This window comes from Microbacterium sp. USHLN186, from assembly GCF_037145155.1.
Classification (GTDB): domain Bacteria; phylum Actinomycetota; class Actinomycetes; order Actinomycetales; family Microbacteriaceae; genus Microbacterium.
Map to the genome: position 1 here is coordinate 87,687 of NZ_JBBCYA010000004.1, position 16,490 is coordinate 104,176.

Here is a 16,490-nt window from a genome sequence, read left to right on the forward strand (position 1 = left end):
CCTTCCGCTGGTGAGAAGTCTCTCATCGACACCTCCCGTCCGGTGACCTGAGCGAGACTGAAGAGGTGGTGTCTCGGTGGACGATCGTCGGCGCGGCGGCAGGCGTGCTGCTCGTCGGCGGCGTCTGGTGGTTCGTCGATCAGGTCGCCGCGGCACCCGCCCCTCGTCTGGGGCCCGCCATCGTCGTGACACCGGCGACTCCCCCCGGATCCGGCTCACCGTCCGGGACGGACTCGCCGACTCCGATCCCCGACGCGCGCGGAACCCGGGCCCCCTCGCCATCCGCCACCCCCTCAGACGCGGTCGTCGTTCCTCCCGCGCCCGTGCACGAGGCCGGCGACGACGATGACGATGACGGCGCTGACGATGACGGCGCTGATGATGACGGCGCTGACGATGACGGCGATGATGACGGCGATGATGACGGCGATGGGTGAGCGCCGTCGCCGCGGGGCCACAGTGCGCACCCGCATCCTCGCCGCCACGCTGTGCGTCGTAGCGCTGGCGCTGGTCGCCATCATCTTCGTGACCGGCAGATCACTGTTCGCGCGCGTGGAGTCCACGGCCGCTCTCGAACTGACCCACGAGGCAGCGAAGCTGCGCGCCTATGCCGAGGGCGCCGACGCGCGCGAGGGCGCTGCCGCCACCGACACGCGCGAGCTGCTCACGGGCTACCTCAGCCAGCACGTCGCCGAGACGCACGAGACCCTGTTCAGCATCGTCGACGGCATCCCCGACCGGCGCAGTCACGCTGAACCGCTCGTGCGCCTGGACCGCTCGCAGAGTTTCCTATCCGAGGTACGCGCGGTGCGCGAGCCGACGTTCGGGCGCGTGCAGACCTCGGCCGGCCCCGCCATGTACGCGGCCATTCCGGTGCAGGTGAGCGGTGACGACTCGCCTGGTGTGCTCGTGGTGGTGGAATTCCTCGGCCCGGAGCAGGCCGAGGCCTGGTCGACGGTGTTCACCATGGCGGCGGCGGGCTGCTTCGCTCTGCTGCTGGCGGCATGGGCGGGATGGCTCGTCGCGGGTCGCGCGCTCACCCCGATCCGCGAGATGCGCGAGACTGCGGCTGAGATCGACGGCGGCGATCTGCGCCGACGCATCGAGGTGTCCGGTACCGACGATGTCGCGCAGCTCGCCGTGACCTTCAACCGGATGCTGGACCGGCTGCAGTCCGCCTTCGACGGGCAGCGGCGCTTCCTCGACGATGCCGGGCATGAGCTGCGCACGCCTATCACTGTGGTCCGGGGGCATCTGGAGCTGATGGGCGACGACCCGGTCGAACGCGAGCAGACGCTGCGGCTGGTCGACGACGAGTTGCGGCGGATGTCGCGGCTCGTGGATGACCTCATCCTGCTCGCGCGCTCGGAGCGGCCCGACTTCCTCATCCCGGCATCGACGGACGCCGCGGATCTCGTCGTGGAGACCCTGGCCAAGGCCACTGCTCTCGCGCCGCGCGCCTGGGCTTTGGACGCGGTTCCCGAGGGCGAGGTGCTCGTCGACGAGCAGCGCCTCACCCAGTGCCTGCTGCAGCTGGCCGCCAACGCCGTACAGCACACCGGTGAGGGTGAGGCGATCGCGATCGGCGGCACATGCGACCAGGGGCATCTGCGCCTGTGGGTGCGCGACGAGGGCGACGGCATCCCCTTCGCAGAGCAGCCGCATATCTTCGACCGCTTCCGTCGGGGTGCGGGCGCCCGGCACGCCGGGAGCGGTCTGGGCCTCGCGATCGTCTCGCGCATCGTCGAGGCGCACGGCGGCAGCGTGAGCGTGAGCTCCACTCCCGGCCACGGGGCGACGTTCCGCATCGATATCCCGCACGCTCGAGAGGAGCACCGATGAACCGCATCCTGGTCGCAGAGGACGAGGAGCGCATCGCGTCGTTCATCGAGAAGGGCCTGCGTGCGAACGGGTTCCGCTCAGAGACCGTAGCGGACGGCAACGAGGCGGTGGCCTTCGCGCGCAGCGGCGACTTCGACCTCATGGTCCTCGACATCGGGCTTCCGGGTCTGGACGGGTTCAGCGTGCTGCGACGGCTGCGGGCGGAGCGCGTCGAGATGCCGATCATCATCCTCACCGCACGCGACGCCGTCGAGGACACGGTAGCGGGACTGTCGGGCGGCGCCGACGATTACATGCGCAAGCCGTTCGCCTTCGACGAGCTGCTCGCGCGGATCCGCCTGCGCCTGGTCTCCGAGAGCGCCACCGAGGCGGTGGTGCTGCGCGCGGGCGACCTCGCCCTGGATCTGCGCACGCGCAGGGCCAGCGTCGGCGAGCGGACCGTCGAGCTCACCACACGGGAGTTCTCCCTGCTGGAGACGCTGCTCCGCCACCCCGACGAGGTGCTCACCCGACAGCAGCTGCTGAGCCGGGTGTGGGGCTTCGCCTTCGATCCGGGCTCGAACGTCGTCGACGTGTACGTGCGCTATCTGCGCGGCAAGCTCGGTGCCGACCGGATCGAGACGGTGCGCGGGGCCGGTTACCGGCTGTGCACGGGCGCCTGAACGTGATGAGCGCGAGGACGGCACCGTACATGTGAACTCTCTCATCCGGCCCTCACCCGCCCCTCACCGCGGGTCGAGAGCATCGAAGAGAACCAATGGAGGAGTTCCCATGTCTCTGATCGTCGCCCTCATCACCGACCTCGTCGCCATCACCCTGCTCGCCTACGTGCTGTACTTCCGCCGGCATCGTCGGCGCGACCTGCTGCTGTCGTACGTGGCGCTGAACGTCGGTGTGCTCGCCGTGACCATCGCCCTGAGCTCCGTCGAGGTGGGGATCGGGCTGGGGATCGGGCTGTTCGGCATCCTCTCGATCATCCGGCTGCGCTCGGATCAGATCACGCAGCAGGAGATCGCCTACTACTTCGTCGCGCTCGCCCTGGGTCTGCTGGCAGGTCTGCACCCTGCGGAGGCGTGGGTGACGCCGGCACTGTCGGCGCTGATGCTGCTGGTGATGTTCGTCGTCGACGGATCCTGGGTGGGCGGGCGCACCCGGCACCAGTGCATGATTCTCGATCGCGCGTACACCGACGAGGAGGCACTCACGCGGGCGCTGCGCACCCTGCTGGGCGCATCCACGCTGCGGGTCGAGGTGCGCGAGGTCGACCTCGTGCGAGAGATCACCGTGGTGGACGTGCGCTTCCGGGTCGATCCCGCCGCACGTGAGCGCGCGGTGGCGCAGCCGGATGCCGGCCGGACGGACGCCGACCCGACCGAGATCACGGACTCCTCGGTGCGCGTGCCGGCGGATGAGCGGGTGCTGGCGTGAGCACGGCCTCGATGCTCGGCGAGCGCGCGCCGATCTCCCTCGCCGAGCTCGACGCCTCGGCCTCGCTGCTGAGCCGCGTCGACCGGAAGTACTTCGTACCCCAGCCGCTGCTCGCCGAGCTGCTCGACCGGCTCGGGGATGACTGGCGGGTGCTCACCATCGACGGGCGGCGGTCGTTCCGCTACCGCACGATGTACTTCGACTCGCCGCGCTTCGATCTCTTCCGCCAGCACGTGCAGCGCCGCCGGAACCGCTTCAAGGTGCGCACGCGGCTGTACTGCGACTCCGGCGACTGCCTGCTCGAGGTGAAATCGAAGGGACTGCGCGGCCGCACGGTGAAACAGCGCATCCCGCACGACCCGCTCGCGCGGGACCAACTCGATGCGCGTGCGAGCGCGTTCAGCGAGGCGATCACCGACATGGACGCCGCGCGGCTGCATCCGGTCCTGAAGACGGTGTACCGGCGCAGCACGCTGACCGACGGCGCGCATCGCATCACCCTCGACAGCGACCTGAGCTGGTCGTCGCCCCAGCACCGCATCGACGGGCCCGCGGACGTGCTCGTGGAGACGAAGTCGGATGCCGCAGCGGGCGCGCTCGACCGGATGCTGCTGCAGAACGGCATCCGGCCGCACGCGGTGAGCAAGTACTGCCTGGGCGCCTCACTGCTGTACCCGCACCTGCCCGGCAACGACTGGGCGCGACTGCGCCGGCGCTACTGGCCGAGCAGCGTCAGCTGACCGCCGCCCGCGCCGCGACGAACGCCGCCACGCAGCGCTCGACCTGCTCGCTCGTGTGCGCCGCGGAGAGCTGCACGCGGATGCGGGCCTGCTCGCGCGGAACCACCGGGAAGCTGAACGCCGTCACGTACACGCCCTGGCGCTGCATCTCCTCCGCGATGCGCGCCGTGCGCGCGGCGTCGTGGAACATCACCGGGACGATGGGATGCTCGCCGGGCAGCAGCTCGAACCCCTCCTCGGTCATCCGCCGGCGGAACAGCTCCGCGTTCTCGCGCAGCCGCGCGCGCAGATCCGCCGACCCCTCGACGAGGTCGAGTGCGGTGAGCGTTCCCGCGACGATCGACGGCGCGAGCGTGTTCGAGAACAGGTAGGGCCGTGAGCGCTGGCGCAGCAGCGCGACGATGTCGCGATGCGCGGCGACGTATCCGCCGGACGCGCCACCGAGCGCCTTGCCGAAGGTGCCGGTGTAGATGTCCACCCGGTCGGAGACGCCGCACAGCTCGGGAGTGCCGCGGCCGTTCTCCCCGACGAAGCCGACCGCGTGGGAGTCGTCGACGAACACCAGGGCGTCGTAGCGCTCGGCGAGATCGCAGATCTCCCGCAGCGGGGCGATGTAGCCGTCCATGGAGAACACTCCGTCGGTGACGATGACGCGGAAGCGCGCATCGGATGCCGCCTGCAGCTGGGCCTCGAGGTCGGCCATGTCGCGGTTGCGGTAGCGCAGCCGACGCGCCTTGGAGAGCCGGATGCCGTCGATGATCGACGCGTGGTTCAGCTCGTCGGAGATGATCGCGTCCTCTGCCGAGAACAGCGTCTCGAACACCCCGCCGTTGGCGTCGAAGCAGGAGGAGTAGAGGATCCCGTCGTCGGTGCCGAGGAACGCGGCGAGGCGGCGCTCGAGTTCGAGGTGCTGATCCTGCGTGCCGCAGATGAACCGCACGCTCGCCAGACCGTAGCCCCACTCGTCGAGCGCGCCACGGGCGGCGTCGAGGATGCGCGGGTCGTCGGCGAGACCGAGATAGTTGTTGGCGCAGAAGTTCAGCACCTCCTCTCCACCCGTGACGATCTCCGCGCGCTGCGGACCCGAGATCCCGCGCTCGTGCTTGGTCAGCCCGGCCTGCTCGATCCCGGCGAGCTCGGCCTGCAGGTGTTCCTTGAAGGTGGTGTACATGACAGCTCCGTCGTCTCTTACAGTTCGGTCCAGTCGAGGATGATCTTGCCGGTGCCGGCGGACTCGGCTGCGGCGAACCCGCGCTCCCAGTCGCGTGCGGGGATCACGTCGGCGATCACGCGTGTGATGGATTCGCGCAGCGCGGCACTGGTCTGCAGCATGGCCCCCATGGCGTTCCAGGTCTCGAACATCTCGCGACCGTAGATCCCCTTGATCGTGAGCATGTGGGTCACGAGCTTGCCCCAGTCGATGTCGAATCCAGCGCTCGGCAGGCCGAGCATGGCGATCTGCCCGCCGTGGTTCATGTTGTCGATCATCGCCGGCAGCGCCGCGGGCGCCCCACTCATCTCGAACCCGATGTCGAAGCCCTCCCGCATCCCGAGTGCGCGCTGGACGTCGCGGATGTCCTGCTGCGACACGTCGACGACCGCATCTGCACCCATCTGCTCGGCCATCTCCAGCCGCGGGGCACTGACGTCGGTGGCGACGATGAAGCGAGCGCCGGCGTGACGTGCGACGGCGATCGACATGAGCCCGATGGGCCCGCATCCGGTCACCAGCACGTCCTCACCTATCACCCGATAGGTGAGCGCGGTGTGCACGGCGTTGCCGAGCGGATCGAAGATCGCGCCGAGCTCGGGCGTCACATCGTCGTGGTGCACCCATACGTTCGTGGCGGGAAGGGAGAGGTACTCCGCGAAGGCACCGTCGCGCTGCAGGCCGAGACCGATCGTGCGGATGCACATCTGCCGACGCCCGGCACGACAGTTGCGGCAGGTGCCGCAGACGATGTGCCCCTCGCCCGATACGCGGTCCCCGACGGCGATGTCGTGCACCATGTCGCCGACCTCGACGACTTCCCCGTAGAACTCGTGGCCGGGGATCAGCGGCGTCTGGATCGCCGACGCCGCCCAGTCGTCCCAGCGCAGGATGTGCAGGTCGGTGCCGCAGATGCCGGTGCGCAGCACCCGGATGACGACCTCGCCGGTGCCCGCGACCGGATCCGGCCGCTCGGTGAGCTCGAATCCCGCGCGGGGTGCGCTCTTGAACAGTGCCTTCATATTCCGATCCCACCGCAGCCGATCGTGAAGAGCAACACCCACTTCCTGCAGGATCGATGAAGCCGAACTGAATCGTAGGATCGAGGGATGGAGCTTCACCAGCTGCAGATCCTGCGAGAACTCGGTGCCCTCGGCAGCGTGACGGCCGTCGCCGAAGCGCTTCGCGTCACGCCCTCGGCGGTCTCGCAGCAGCTGGCCGTGCTGCAGCGCGAGTTCCGCACGCCGCTGACGCAGCGGCAGGGCCGCACGCTCGCGCTCACTGCCGCCGGGCGGGTGCTCGCCGAGGCAGGGGCCGAGGCGCTGGATGCCATGGCCGCGGCGCGCAGCGCGCTGGACGCGTTCGAACAGGACAGCACCGGCGTGGTCAGCGTCAGCGGCTTCCACAGCGCGGGCCAGGCCCTGTTCGGCGCGCTGCTGCGCGAGCTGGCGGCCGGCGACGACGGGCCGTCGGTCGAGCTCACCGACGAGGACGTCGCGCAGAGCGAGTTCCCGGCGCTCACGGCGCGGTACGACCTGGTGCTCGCGCACCGCATGGAGCATTCCGAGCCGTGGCCGGCGCAGGGTGTGCGCAGCCTCACCCTGGTGCGCGAACCCCTCGATGTGGCCGTCGCCGCGTCGCATCCGCTGGCTCATCGTTCGTCGGTGTCGCCCGCGGACATCGCGGGCGAGCGGTGGGTGACCAGTCGCATCGGCTACTCCCCCGATGACGTGCTGCGCGCGATCGCCGCCGTCGCGCACGTCGCTCCGCGCGTGCAGCACCGCATCAACGACTACGGCGCCGTCGCCGCAGCCGTCGCCGCAGGCGATGTCATCGGGCTGCTCCCCCGCTACACCTCCCGCAGCGTCGACGACCGCGAGATCGTGCGCATCCCGCTGCTGGGCGTCAGCACGCACCGCCTCATCGACGTGCTGGCGCGTCCGGAAGCCCTGCGGCGGCGCAGCGTGCGGCGCGTGGTGGACGCCCTGCAGACCGTCATGGCCCGGTTGAGCAGCTGAACCGCGGCGGACCGGCGCAGGGCCGACCGGCCCCGTAAACTCTTCGGATGATCGAGGCCGAGAATCCGCTGCTGTCGCCGCCCCCGCTGGCCTACGAGCTGCCCGACTTCGCCCGCATCCGGCCCGAGCACTACCTGCCCGCTTTCGAGGCCGCGTTCGCCGAGCACCTTCACGAGGTCCGCTCCATCACCGGCGAGCCCGGCGCGCCGACGTTCGAGAACACGATCGATGCGCTCGAGCGCAGCGGCGCACTGCTCGACCGCATCGCGCACACCTTCTACACCGTCAGCTCCGCCGATGCCACGCCCGAGATCCAGGCGGTGGACGAGCAGCTCGCGCCGCTGATGGCCGCGCACCAGGACGCGATCCTGCTCGACGGGCGCCTGTACGACCGCGTGGCCGCCGTGCACGAGCACCTCGCCGAGCGAGGGGACCTCAGCGCAGAGCAGCGCTACCTCGTGCAGCGTCACTTCCGTGAGATGACGCATGCCGGTGCCGCGCTCGACGACGAGGCGAAGGCGCGGTTGACCACCCTGAACCAGCACCTGTCCACGCTGAGCACGACGTTCGAGAGAAATCTCCTCGGCGACACGAACGACCTCGCGGTCGTGTTCGACCACGCGTCCGAGCTCGACGGGCTCTCGGCGGGCGAGCTGAGCGCGACCGCTCGCGCGGCGGCGGATCGCGGCCTGGACGGCAGACACCTCGTCGCGCTTCCGCTGTTCACCGGACACCCCTACCTCGCCGCGCTGACGGTTCGCGAGACACGACAGCGCATCATGCAGGCCTCCCTCGCGCGTGCCGCGCGCGGCAACGAACGCGACAACCGGGCGGTGCTGCGCGAGATCACCGCGCTGCGCGCCCAGCGCGCGGCACTGCTGGGCTACGAATCGCATGCGGCGTACATCACCGCCGACGAGACCGCCGGCTCACCCCAGGCGGTCGAGCGGATGCTGCGCGACCTCGCTGCGCCCGCTGCGCGCAACGCCGAGCGCGAGCGCGCAGCGTTGCAGCAGATCATCGATGACACCGAGGAGGAGCCGTTCCCGCTCGAGGCGCACGACTGGGCGTTCTACACCGAGAAGGTGCGACAGGCGCGGTATGACATCGACACCGCCGCGCTGCTCCCGTACTTCGAGGCAGAGCGGGTGCTGCGCGACGGCGTGTTCTTCGCCGCGACGCAGCTGTACGGCGTCACCTTCACCGAACGACGCGACCTGCCCTCGTACCACCCCGACGCCCGCGTGTTCGAGGTCCACGACGCGGATGGCACGCCGGTGGGCCTGTACGTGCTCGACCTGTACACGCGCGACTCCAAACGCGGCGGCGCGTGGATGAATCCGATCGTCAGCGAGTCCGCGCTGCGCGGCACGCTGCCCGTGGTCGCGAACAACCTCAACGTCGCGCGGCCCGGCGACGACCTGCCGACGCTGCTCACCCTCGACGAGGTCACGACCCTGTTCCACGAGTTCGGCCACGCGCTGCACGGGCTCTTCGCGCGCGTCACCTACCCGCACTTCTCTGGGACGAACGTGTTCCGCGACTTCGTCGAGTTCCCCAGCCAGGTCAACGAGATGTGGATCCTCTGGCCGGAGGTCCTGAAGAACTACGCCCGGCACCACCAGACCGGTGAGCCCCTGGATGCCGAGATCGTCGAGCGTCTCCGAGCCGCAGAGGCCTTCGACCAGGGCCACGCGACGAGCGAGTACCTCGCGGCGGCCTGGCTCGACCAGGCGTGGCACCACATCGGTCCGGATGATGAGATCGAGGACGTCACCGCGTTCGAGCGCAGCGCCCTGAACGACATCGGTCTGCTGAACCCCGTCGTGCCGACCCGCTACTCCTCCGCCTACTTCGCGCACGTGTTCTCGGGCGGGTACAGCGCCGGCTACTACTCCTACATCTGGAGCGAGGTGCTCGACGCGGACACCGTGCAGTGGTTCCGCGAGAACGGCGGCCTCACGCGCGAGAACGGCGAACGCTTCCGGCGGCGGCTGCTCGGCGTCGGCGGCTCGAAGGATCCGCTGGAGGCGTACCGGGACTTCCGCGGCCGGGATGCCGAGATCGCACCGCTGCTCAAGCGTCGCGGTCTCGACGCCTGAGTCCCCCGCCACGTCAGGCGTATCCCCCGCCCCCCCCCTTGAACCGCTTCTCGCTCCGGTATGAGTTCGTGCCGCCTGATCCGCGTTCGGGCGGCAGAAAGTCATACCGGAAGCAGGAGCGGTTCTGATTTCGGCCGGGGGCCGTTACGGGGGTGTGGGGCTGCTCAGCTCGCGCGTTCGGCGCGCAGATGATTCATCGCCTTGAGCCACGTCAGCAGGTGATAGCTCTGCTCGAGACGCGCACCCAGATCCTCGAGATCCTCGGTGCGAACGACGATCATCTCGGTGTCATCGAGGGACTGATCGGCGACGCGGCGGCATCCGCGTGCGAGGAAGTGATGCGAGCGGTTCGTCTGGTTGCCCCAGTTCGCCCACGTGCTGCCGAGGTCGATGATCTCGGCGGCCATGCACCCGGTCTCCTCCCGCAGCTCTCGCAGTGCGGCATCCCGAGGATCCTCACCCTCGTCCACCGCGCCGCCCACCAATCCCAGCCCGACGACGCCGGCACCGTGGCGGTACTCCTCGAGGGCGATCGCGCGGTCGTTCTCGTCGAGGGCGAGCACGGTGACCCAGTCGGCGGGCTCGAGGACGTAGTACGGACTGATCGTGCGCCCCTGTGCGTCGATGCAGGTGTCCGCGCGCAGGTCGATCCAGCGGTCGGCGACGATCCGCTCGCTGTGGACCACCTGCCAGGGCGACGGACGCAGGACGTCGTTCACGTGCCCCGCACCGCCGGCAGCCGACGGACGGGTATCTCGTGCTCGGCGTCGCGCTCGACGCGCACGACCCTCCGTCCCGAGCGCTCGCCGACGGCTTCGACAATCTCGCCGTCGCGCCACACGATCGCGGTGTAGTCGTCGGCCCCGTGCCCGGCGGGAAGTGCCCCCGAGGCGACCCAGTCGCGGTACAGCGCCTGCCGACCGGGCTCATCGTGATGATGGGGGCAGGCGCTTCCGGGCAGGAACGCGAGCCCATCATCGAGAGGAGCGAGCGATCCGAAGGAGTCCGTGGACGAGGCCTCGAACCAGCAGTTCATGCCCGCGCTGATCCCGGCCAGGATCGCGCCTGCGGCTGCTGCCCGCTGGAGCATCTCGGGAACGCCGTGCAGACGCCAGATCGCGAGCAGATTCGCCGTGGATCCCCCGCCGACGTAGATGACGTCGTGCTCGAGGAGCGTCCGGGGGTCGCTGTAGTCGTAGACCGAGTTGCCGAACAGGGACAGCACCGAGGTCTCGGCCCGCCCTTCGAAGGCCGCCTCGAATCGGCGGCAGTAGTCGACGGAGTCCCCGCTCGCCGTCGGGATGAAGCAGAGCTTCGGCGTCTCACGTCCGCTCAGATCGAGCAGCAGGTCATCGATGGACGAACGGCCGTCGTCCGACATCGAGAACCCGCCACCACCGAGGGTGACGATGGTGCCCGCAACCGTCACAGCACGCCGGTCAGGCGCTCTTGCGCTTGCGCGTGAGCACGACCGTGGGCGCAGCGCCCTCGTCGACGGCGGCCTTGGTGACCACGACCTTCGACACGTCCTCGGCCGACGGGATCTCGAACATGATCGGGCCCAGCACGTCCTCGAGGATGGCACGCAGCCCGCGGGCACCGGTCTTGCGCAGCACGGCGAGATCGGCGATCGAGCGCAGGGCGTCCTCCTCGAACTCCAGCTGCACGCCGTCGAGCTCGAACATGCGCTGGTACTGCTTGACCAGCGCGTTGCGGGGACCCGTGAGGATGTCGACCAGCGCGGCCTGGTCGAGCGGCGACACCGAGGTGACCACCGGCAGGCGCCCGATGAACTCGGGGATCAACCCGAACTTGTGCAGATCCTCGGGCAGCACCTCGCTGAACAGGTCGAGGTCCTTGCCCTTGTCGTGCAGCGGCGCACCGAAGCCGACCCCGTGCTTGCCGACCCGCGCGGAGATGATCTCCTCAAGACCGGCGAAGGCGCCGGCGACGATGAAGAGCACGTTGGTCGTGTCGATCTGCAGGAACTCCTGGTGCGGATGCTTGCGCCCGCCCTGCGGCGGCACCGACGCCACTGTGCCCTCGAGGATCTTCAGCAGCGCCTGCTGCACGCCCTCGCCCGAGACGTCGCGGGTGATGGAGGGGTTCTCGGCCTTGCGCGCGATCTTGTCGATCTCATCGATGTAGATGATGCCGGTCTCGGCGCGCTTGGTGTCGTAGTCGGCGGCCTGCAGCAGCTTCAGCAGGATGTTCTCGACGTCCTCACCCACGTACCCCGCCTCGGTCAGCGCGGTGGCGTCAGCGACGGCGAACGGGACGTTCAGCCGCTTGGCGAGGGTCTGCGCAAGGTAGGTCTTGCCGCAGCCGGTGGGCCCGAGCATGAGGATGTTGCTCTTGGCGACCTCCACATCCTCGGCCTTCTGCTCGGCCGGCTGCAGGGTACCGCGCGCGCGGACGCGCTTGTAGTGGTTGTACACCGCCACCGCAAGGGAGCGCTTCGCTGGCTCCTGACCGACCACGTACTCCTCGAGGAACGAGAAGATCTCGCGGGGCTTGGGCAGTTCGAAGTCCGCCACCGGACCGCTGCCGGCCTCGGCCATCCGCTCCTCGATGATCTCGTTGCACAGCTCCACGCATTCATCGCAGATGTAGACGCCGGGTCCGGCGATCAGCTGCTGCACCTGCTTCTGACTCTTTCCACAGAAAGAGCATTTGAACAGGTCAGCGCTTTCACCGATGCGAGCCATGCGCGTCCTCCTCGGGAGATGAGATCGTCATTCGAGCCTAACCGGTGCCTCCGACGCCGGGGCGGATTGGCGCGCAGGAGCGCCGCACCCGCCCCGGAGTCGAGGGCGAGGATCAGATCAGGCTCTTGGTGTGCCAGACCGTCTTCGTCTCGGTGAACGCGGTGATGCGGTCCAGGCTCGCGGACACGTCGCCGGGGCGCAGCACTCGCGTGAGCGTCTCGGCGGCGGCGATCTCGAGATCGACCCAGTCCAGTTCTCCGGCGCCCGAGAGATCCAGCGCGTCGACGTCGGCGTGGGATGCCAGCCACGGCGCGATCTCCGCGGGCGAGCCGGTCAGCACGTTCACCACTCCCCCGGGCAGATCACTGGTGGCGAGCACCTCGGCGAGGCTGATCGCCGACAGCGGGTAGCGCTCGCTGGCGACGACGACCACGGCGTTGCCGGTCACGAGCGCCGGCGCGATCGCCGCCACGATGCCCAGCAGTGCGGAGTCCTGCGGTGCCACCGTCGCCACGACGCCGGTCGGCTCCGGCACCGAGATGTTGAAGTAGGGTCCGGCGACGGGATTGGCGTTGCCCGCCACCTGTGCGTACTTGTCGCACCAGCCGGCGTACCAGACCCACAGGTCGATCGCGGCATCCACCTGCGCGGCAGCGGCAGTCTCGCTCGCGCCTTCCTGATCGACGATCTCGGCGACGAACTGCGCGCGACGCCCCTCGAGGATCTCCGCGACGCGGTACAGCACCTGGCCGCGGTTGTAGGCGGTCGCACCCGACCAGCCCTTCACCGCCGCACGCGCGGCGACGACGGCATCCCTGGCATCCTTCCGCGACGCCTTCGCCGCGTTCGCGAGGAATGCGCCCTTCGGTGAGAGCACCTCGTAGGTGCGCCCGGACTCGCTGCGCGGGAACGCTCCGCCGATCGCGAGCTTGTACGTCTTGGGGACGCTGAGTCGGGTGGTCTGCTTGGCTCGCATGCTCATGCCGAGGCTCCCTTGAGGTAGGCGGTCAGTCCGTGCCGGCCGCCCTCGCGGCCGTATCCCGACTCCTTGTATCCGCCGAACGGGCTCGACGGGTCGAAGCGGTTGAAGGTGTTCGCCCACACCACGCCCGCGCGCAGGCGGTCGGCGACGGCGAGGATGCGCGATCCCTTGTCGCTCCAGATCCCGGCCGACAGCCCGTACGGGGTGTTGTTGGCCTTTGCGATCGCCTCTGCCGGGGTGCGGAAGGTGAGCACCGACAGCACCGGTCCGAACACCTCGTCCCGGGCGATGCGATGCGACGCCTCCACTCCGGTGAAGATGGTGGGGGCGAACCAGAAGCCCTTCTCCGGGATCGCGCAATCCGCGCTCCAGCGCTCAGCGCCCTCCGCCTCGCCGATGTCGCTGAGCTCGCGGATGCGGGCGAGCTGCGCGGCGGAGTTGATCGCGCCGATGTCGGTGTTCTTGTCGAGCGGATCGCCCATGCGCAGGGTGGAGAGGCGGCTCTTGAGCCGATCGATGACCTCGTCGTGGATGGACTCCTGCACGAGCAGTCGACTGCCGGCGCAGCAGACGTGCCCCTGGTTGAAGAAGATGCCGTTCACGATGCCCTCGACGGCCTGATCGATCGGCGCGTCGTCGAAGACGATGTTCGCCGCCTTGCCGCCGAGCTCGAGGGTGACCTTCTTTCGGGTGCCCGCGACCGCCTTGGCGATGTCGCGACCCACGCCCGTCGAGCCGGTGAACGCGACCTTGTCGACATCCGGATGCCGCACCAGAGCGGCACCGGTGGCGCCCGCACCGGTGACGACGTTCACCACGCCCGCCGGGAGGTCCGCCTGCTGCAGGATCTCGGCGAAGATCAGCGCGGTCAGCGGTGTCGTCTCGGCAGGCTTGAGCACCACCGTGTTCCCGGCCGCGAGAGCCGGAGCCACCTTCCACGCCAGCATGAGCAGCGGGAAGTTCCAGGGGATCACCTGACCGGCGACGCCGAGCGCGCGCGGGTTCGCGCCGAGTCCGGCGTAGTCGAGCTTGTCGGCCCACCCCGCGTAGTAGAAGAACCAGGATGCCACCAGCGGCACATCCACATCGCGGCTCTCCTTGATCGGCTTGCCGTTGTCGAGGCTCTCCGCGACCGCGAGCTCGCGTGCGCGCTCCTGCACCAGCCGCGCGATGCGGAACAGGTACTTGCCGCGGTCGCGGCCGCTCATCTTCGACCAGACCTCGTCATAGGCGCGGCGAGCGGCGGCGACGGCGCGGTCGACGTCGGCGTCGGATGCCGAGGCGACCTCGGCGATGCGGCTCTCGTCTGCAGGTGAGATGGTGTGGAAGCTGTCGCCGTCACCGGCGACGAACTCTCCGTCGATGAACAGTCCGTAGCTGTCTTTGAGGTTCAGGATCGCCGTGGATTCCGGCGCGGGAGCATATTCCAGGAATGACATCAGAACTCCAGGGGTTGCTGAGCTTGTCGAAGCATCAGTCGATGGTCACGTAGTCGGGTCCGGAGTAGTGTCCGGAGATCAGCTTCTGCCGCTGCAGCAGCACATCGTTGAGCAGGCTCGAGGCGCCGAAGCGGAACAGGTGCGGCTGCAGCCAGTCCTCGCCCGTGGTCTCGGCGACCGTGACGAGGTACTTGATCGCGTCCTTCGACGAGCGGATGCCACCGGCGGGCTTGACCCCGATGCGCTCCCCCGTGCCGCGGTGCCAGTCCCGGACCACCTCGAGCATGAGCAGCGTGGTGGGCAGTGTGGCCGCCGGCTGCACCTTTCCGGTGGAGGTCTTGATGAAGTCGCCGCCCGCGAGGATCGACAGCCACGAGGCGCGCTTGATGTTGTCGTAGGTGTTCAGCTCGCCGGTCTCCATGATGACCTTCAGCGATGCGTGGCTGCCGTCCTCCCGGCGACATGCCTCCTTCACCTGCGCGATCTGGTCGAACACGAGTCCGTAGCGGCCCTCGAGGAACGCGCCGCGGTCGATGACCATGTCGATCTCGTCGGCGCCTGCGGCCACGGCATCGCGCGTGTCGGCCAGCTTCACCGCCATCGACGCGCGCCCGGAGGGGAACGCGGTGGCGACGGCGGCCACGGCGATGCCGCCGTCATCGGGGTCTCCGTGCAGGGCGCCGAGCGCCTCCACGGCATGGCCGACCATGTCGCCGTACACGCAGACTGCTGCGACCCGCGGAGTGGCCGGGTCGGCGGCATCCGGGGTCTTCGCCTTGGCCACCAGCGAGCGCACCTTGCCCGCGGTGTCGGCGCCCTCGAGCGTGGTGAGATCGATCAGCGAGATGATGCGGTCTAGCGCCCACGCCTTCGACGTGGTCTTGATCGATCGAGTGCCCAGCGCCGCCGCGCGCTGTTCGAGGCCGACCGCATCCACGCCGGGCAGGCCGTGCAGGAAACGGCGCAGGGTGGCGTCGTCGGGCTCACCGCCCAGCACGTCGACCGCGTTGCGGCGGGCCAGTTCTGTTGTCGTCACGTCTCCTCCAAGAGCTCGCGTGCGGTGGATTCGTCGGTCACCACGATGCTGCACAGGCCGTTGCTCACGACTGTACGCGCGATGTCGTGCTTGGCGGCACCGGCGGTGACGAAGATGGATCGGGGGGCGGCGCGCAGCTGCGCGAGGTCGACTCCGACGGTGCGCGCGTCCAGCTGCGGGTCGACGACGTTGCCGTCCGCGTCGATGTAGCGGCCCAGGACGTCGCCGACCGCCCCGCGCCGGGCGAGCTCGACGATGTCGTCGGCCGTGAGGTAGCCGTTCTCGACGTGCGCGGAGCCCGCATCGGCTGGCCCGGCGGTGAAGAGCAGAGTGTCGGCGGCCGCGGCCTGCGCGAGTACGGCGGCGACCGTGCGGTCGGACACGATGGCCTGCGCGGTCTCGACGCGCTCGAGGATGGCGGGACTGGGCAGCAGGATGGCCTGACCGCCACCGCGGTGGGCGATCGTTCCCGCGAGGGATGCCGCGCCGCCGGCGCGACGGTTCAGGCTCACCCCGCCGTTCGCCTGCACCACCGTGACGCGGTGCGTCCACCCCTCGGGCAGCGCGTCTGCGACGGCGGTCAGGGTGCGGCCCCAGCTCACCGCGAGCGTGCGCGGGGCGGGTCGCAGCGCCGTCAGCATGTCGGCGGCCGCACGCGCGACTCGCTCGAGCACGAGGTCCTTCTCGTCCGGAGCGGGCACGACCACGGCGTCGCGCAGATCGAACCTCTCGACGAGGGCTCGCTCCAGGCTCAGCCGACGGGCGCGCGGATGCACGATCTCGATGCGGACGATGCCGCGCTCCCTGGCCTGCAGCAGCAGGCGGCCGACCTTCCAGCGGGAGATGCCGAGGAGGGCTCCGATCTCGTCCTGCGTCTTGCTCTCGTCGTACGAGAGCTCGGCGACGCGCACCATGAGCAGTTCTTCGTCCACGGCATCCTCCTTCCGACGTCCAGCCTAGAAGACCGCCGACACACGCGCGCATT

General features: G+C 69.5%; 16 protein-coding genes. 7 read left to right on the forward strand and 9 right to left on the reverse strand.

Annotated features, from left to right (window positions below):
- The first annotated feature begins 65 nt into the window (after positions 1–65).
- From WFG93_RS09730 to WFG93_RS09750, 5 genes are all read left to right on the forward strand, one after another.
- The gene (locus WFG93_RS09730; protein WP_336646148.1) at positions 66–437 is read left to right on the forward strand and encodes a hypothetical protein; all 372 of its coding nucleotides are present in this window, start codon (positions 66–68) and stop codon (positions 435–437) included.
- Entirely contained in the window at positions 352–1,842 is a 1,491-nt protein-coding gene (locus WFG93_RS09735) for a sensor histidine kinase (protein ID WP_336646149.1), read from the forward strand. The genes WFG93_RS09730 and WFG93_RS09735 overlap by 86 nt, the downstream gene beginning before the upstream one ends.
- A complete protein-coding gene (locus tag WFG93_RS09740; protein WP_336646150.1) occupies positions 1,839–2,504 on the forward strand; it encodes a response regulator transcription factor in 666 nt (221 codons plus the stop codon). The genes WFG93_RS09735 and WFG93_RS09740 overlap by 4 nt, the downstream gene beginning before the upstream one ends.
- Before the next feature lie 109 nt (positions 2,505–2,613).
- Entirely contained in the window at positions 2,614–3,270 is a 657-nt protein-coding gene (locus WFG93_RS09745; protein WP_336646151.1) for a DUF4956 domain-containing protein, read from the forward strand.
- On the forward strand, positions 3,267–4,010 hold the full coding sequence (locus WFG93_RS09750; RefSeq protein WP_336646152.1) for a polyphosphate polymerase domain-containing protein: 744 nt from the start codon (positions 3,267–3,269) through the stop codon (positions 4,008–4,010). The genes WFG93_RS09745 and WFG93_RS09750 overlap by 4 nt, the downstream gene beginning before the upstream one ends.
- Here the strand turns inward: WFG93_RS09750 and WFG93_RS09755 are convergent.
- Together WFG93_RS09755 and tdh are read right to left on the reverse strand one after the other, a co-directional pair.
- Positions 4,003–5,181 carry a glycine C-acetyltransferase gene (locus WFG93_RS09755; RefSeq protein ID WP_336646153.1) on the reverse strand — a complete coding sequence of 393 codons (1,179 nt, stop codon included), beginning with the start codon at positions 5,179–5,181 and terminating at the stop codon, positions 4,003–4,005. The two genes, WFG93_RS09750 and WFG93_RS09755, sit on opposite strands and share 8 nt — an antisense overlap.
- Before the next feature lie 17 nt (positions 5,182–5,198).
- Entirely contained in the window at positions 5,199–6,242 is a 1,044-nt protein-coding gene (gene tdh, locus WFG93_RS09760; RefSeq protein WP_336646154.1) for an L-threonine 3-dehydrogenase, read from the reverse strand.
- Positions 6,243–6,329: 87 nt separating this feature from the next.
- On the opposite strand from tdh, the gene WFG93_RS09765 reads away from it, so the two are divergent.
- Complete coding sequence (locus WFG93_RS09765; RefSeq protein WP_336646155.1) at positions 6,330–7,238, forward strand: LysR family transcriptional regulator; 909 nt, start codon at positions 6,330–6,332, stop codon at positions 7,236–7,238.
- Positions 7,239–7,285: 47 nt separating this feature from the next.
- Entirely contained in the window at positions 7,286–9,340 is a 2,055-nt protein-coding gene (locus tag WFG93_RS09770; protein ID WP_336646156.1) for a M3 family metallopeptidase, read from the forward strand.
- A gap of 164 nt (positions 9,341–9,504) precedes the next feature.
- On the opposite strand, the gene WFG93_RS09775 is transcribed toward WFG93_RS09770, so the two are convergent.
- From WFG93_RS09775 to WFG93_RS09805, 7 genes are all read right to left on the reverse strand, one after another.
- The gene (locus tag WFG93_RS09775) at positions 9,505–10,059 is read right to left on the reverse strand and encodes an NUDIX hydrolase (RefSeq protein ID WP_336646157.1); all 555 of its coding nucleotides are present in this window, start codon (positions 10,057–10,059) and stop codon (positions 9,505–9,507) included.
- Positions 10,056–10,769, reverse strand: a complete 714-nt coding sequence (locus WFG93_RS09780; RefSeq protein WP_336646158.1) for a peptidase E — start codon at positions 10,767–10,769, stop codon at positions 10,056–10,058. The genes WFG93_RS09775 and WFG93_RS09780 overlap by 4 nt, the downstream gene beginning before the upstream one ends.
- Positions 10,770–10,779: 10 nt before the next feature.
- A complete protein-coding gene (gene clpX / locus WFG93_RS09785) occupies positions 10,780–12,048 on the reverse strand; it encodes an ATP-dependent Clp protease ATP-binding subunit ClpX (protein ID WP_336646159.1) in 1,269 nt (422 codons plus the stop codon).
- Positions 12,049–12,160: 112 nt separating this feature from the next.
- Positions 12,161–13,030, reverse strand: coding sequence for an aldehyde dehydrogenase family protein (locus WFG93_RS09790; RefSeq protein ID WP_442928254.1), 870 nt, complete (start codon positions 13,028–13,030; stop codon positions 12,161–12,163).
- Positions 13,027–14,469 (reverse strand): aldehyde dehydrogenase family protein, encoded by a 1,443-nt coding sequence (locus WFG93_RS09795; RefSeq protein WP_336646160.1) that lies wholly within the window; start codon positions 14,467–14,469, stop codon positions 13,027–13,029. The genes WFG93_RS09790 and WFG93_RS09795 overlap by 4 nt, the downstream gene beginning before the upstream one ends.
- 34 nt (positions 14,470–14,503) lie before the next feature.
- On the reverse strand, positions 14,504–15,505 hold the full coding sequence (deoC, locus tag WFG93_RS09800; RefSeq protein ID WP_336646161.1) for a deoxyribose-phosphate aldolase: 1,002 nt from the start codon (positions 15,503–15,505) through the stop codon (positions 14,504–14,506).
- On the reverse strand, positions 15,502–16,437 hold the full coding sequence (locus WFG93_RS09805; protein WP_336646162.1) for a sugar-binding transcriptional regulator: 936 nt from the start codon (positions 16,435–16,437) through the stop codon (positions 15,502–15,504). Before WFG93_RS09805 ends, deoC begins: the two co-directional genes overlap by 4 nt.
- Between the last annotated feature and the right edge of the window lie 53 nt (positions 16,438–16,490).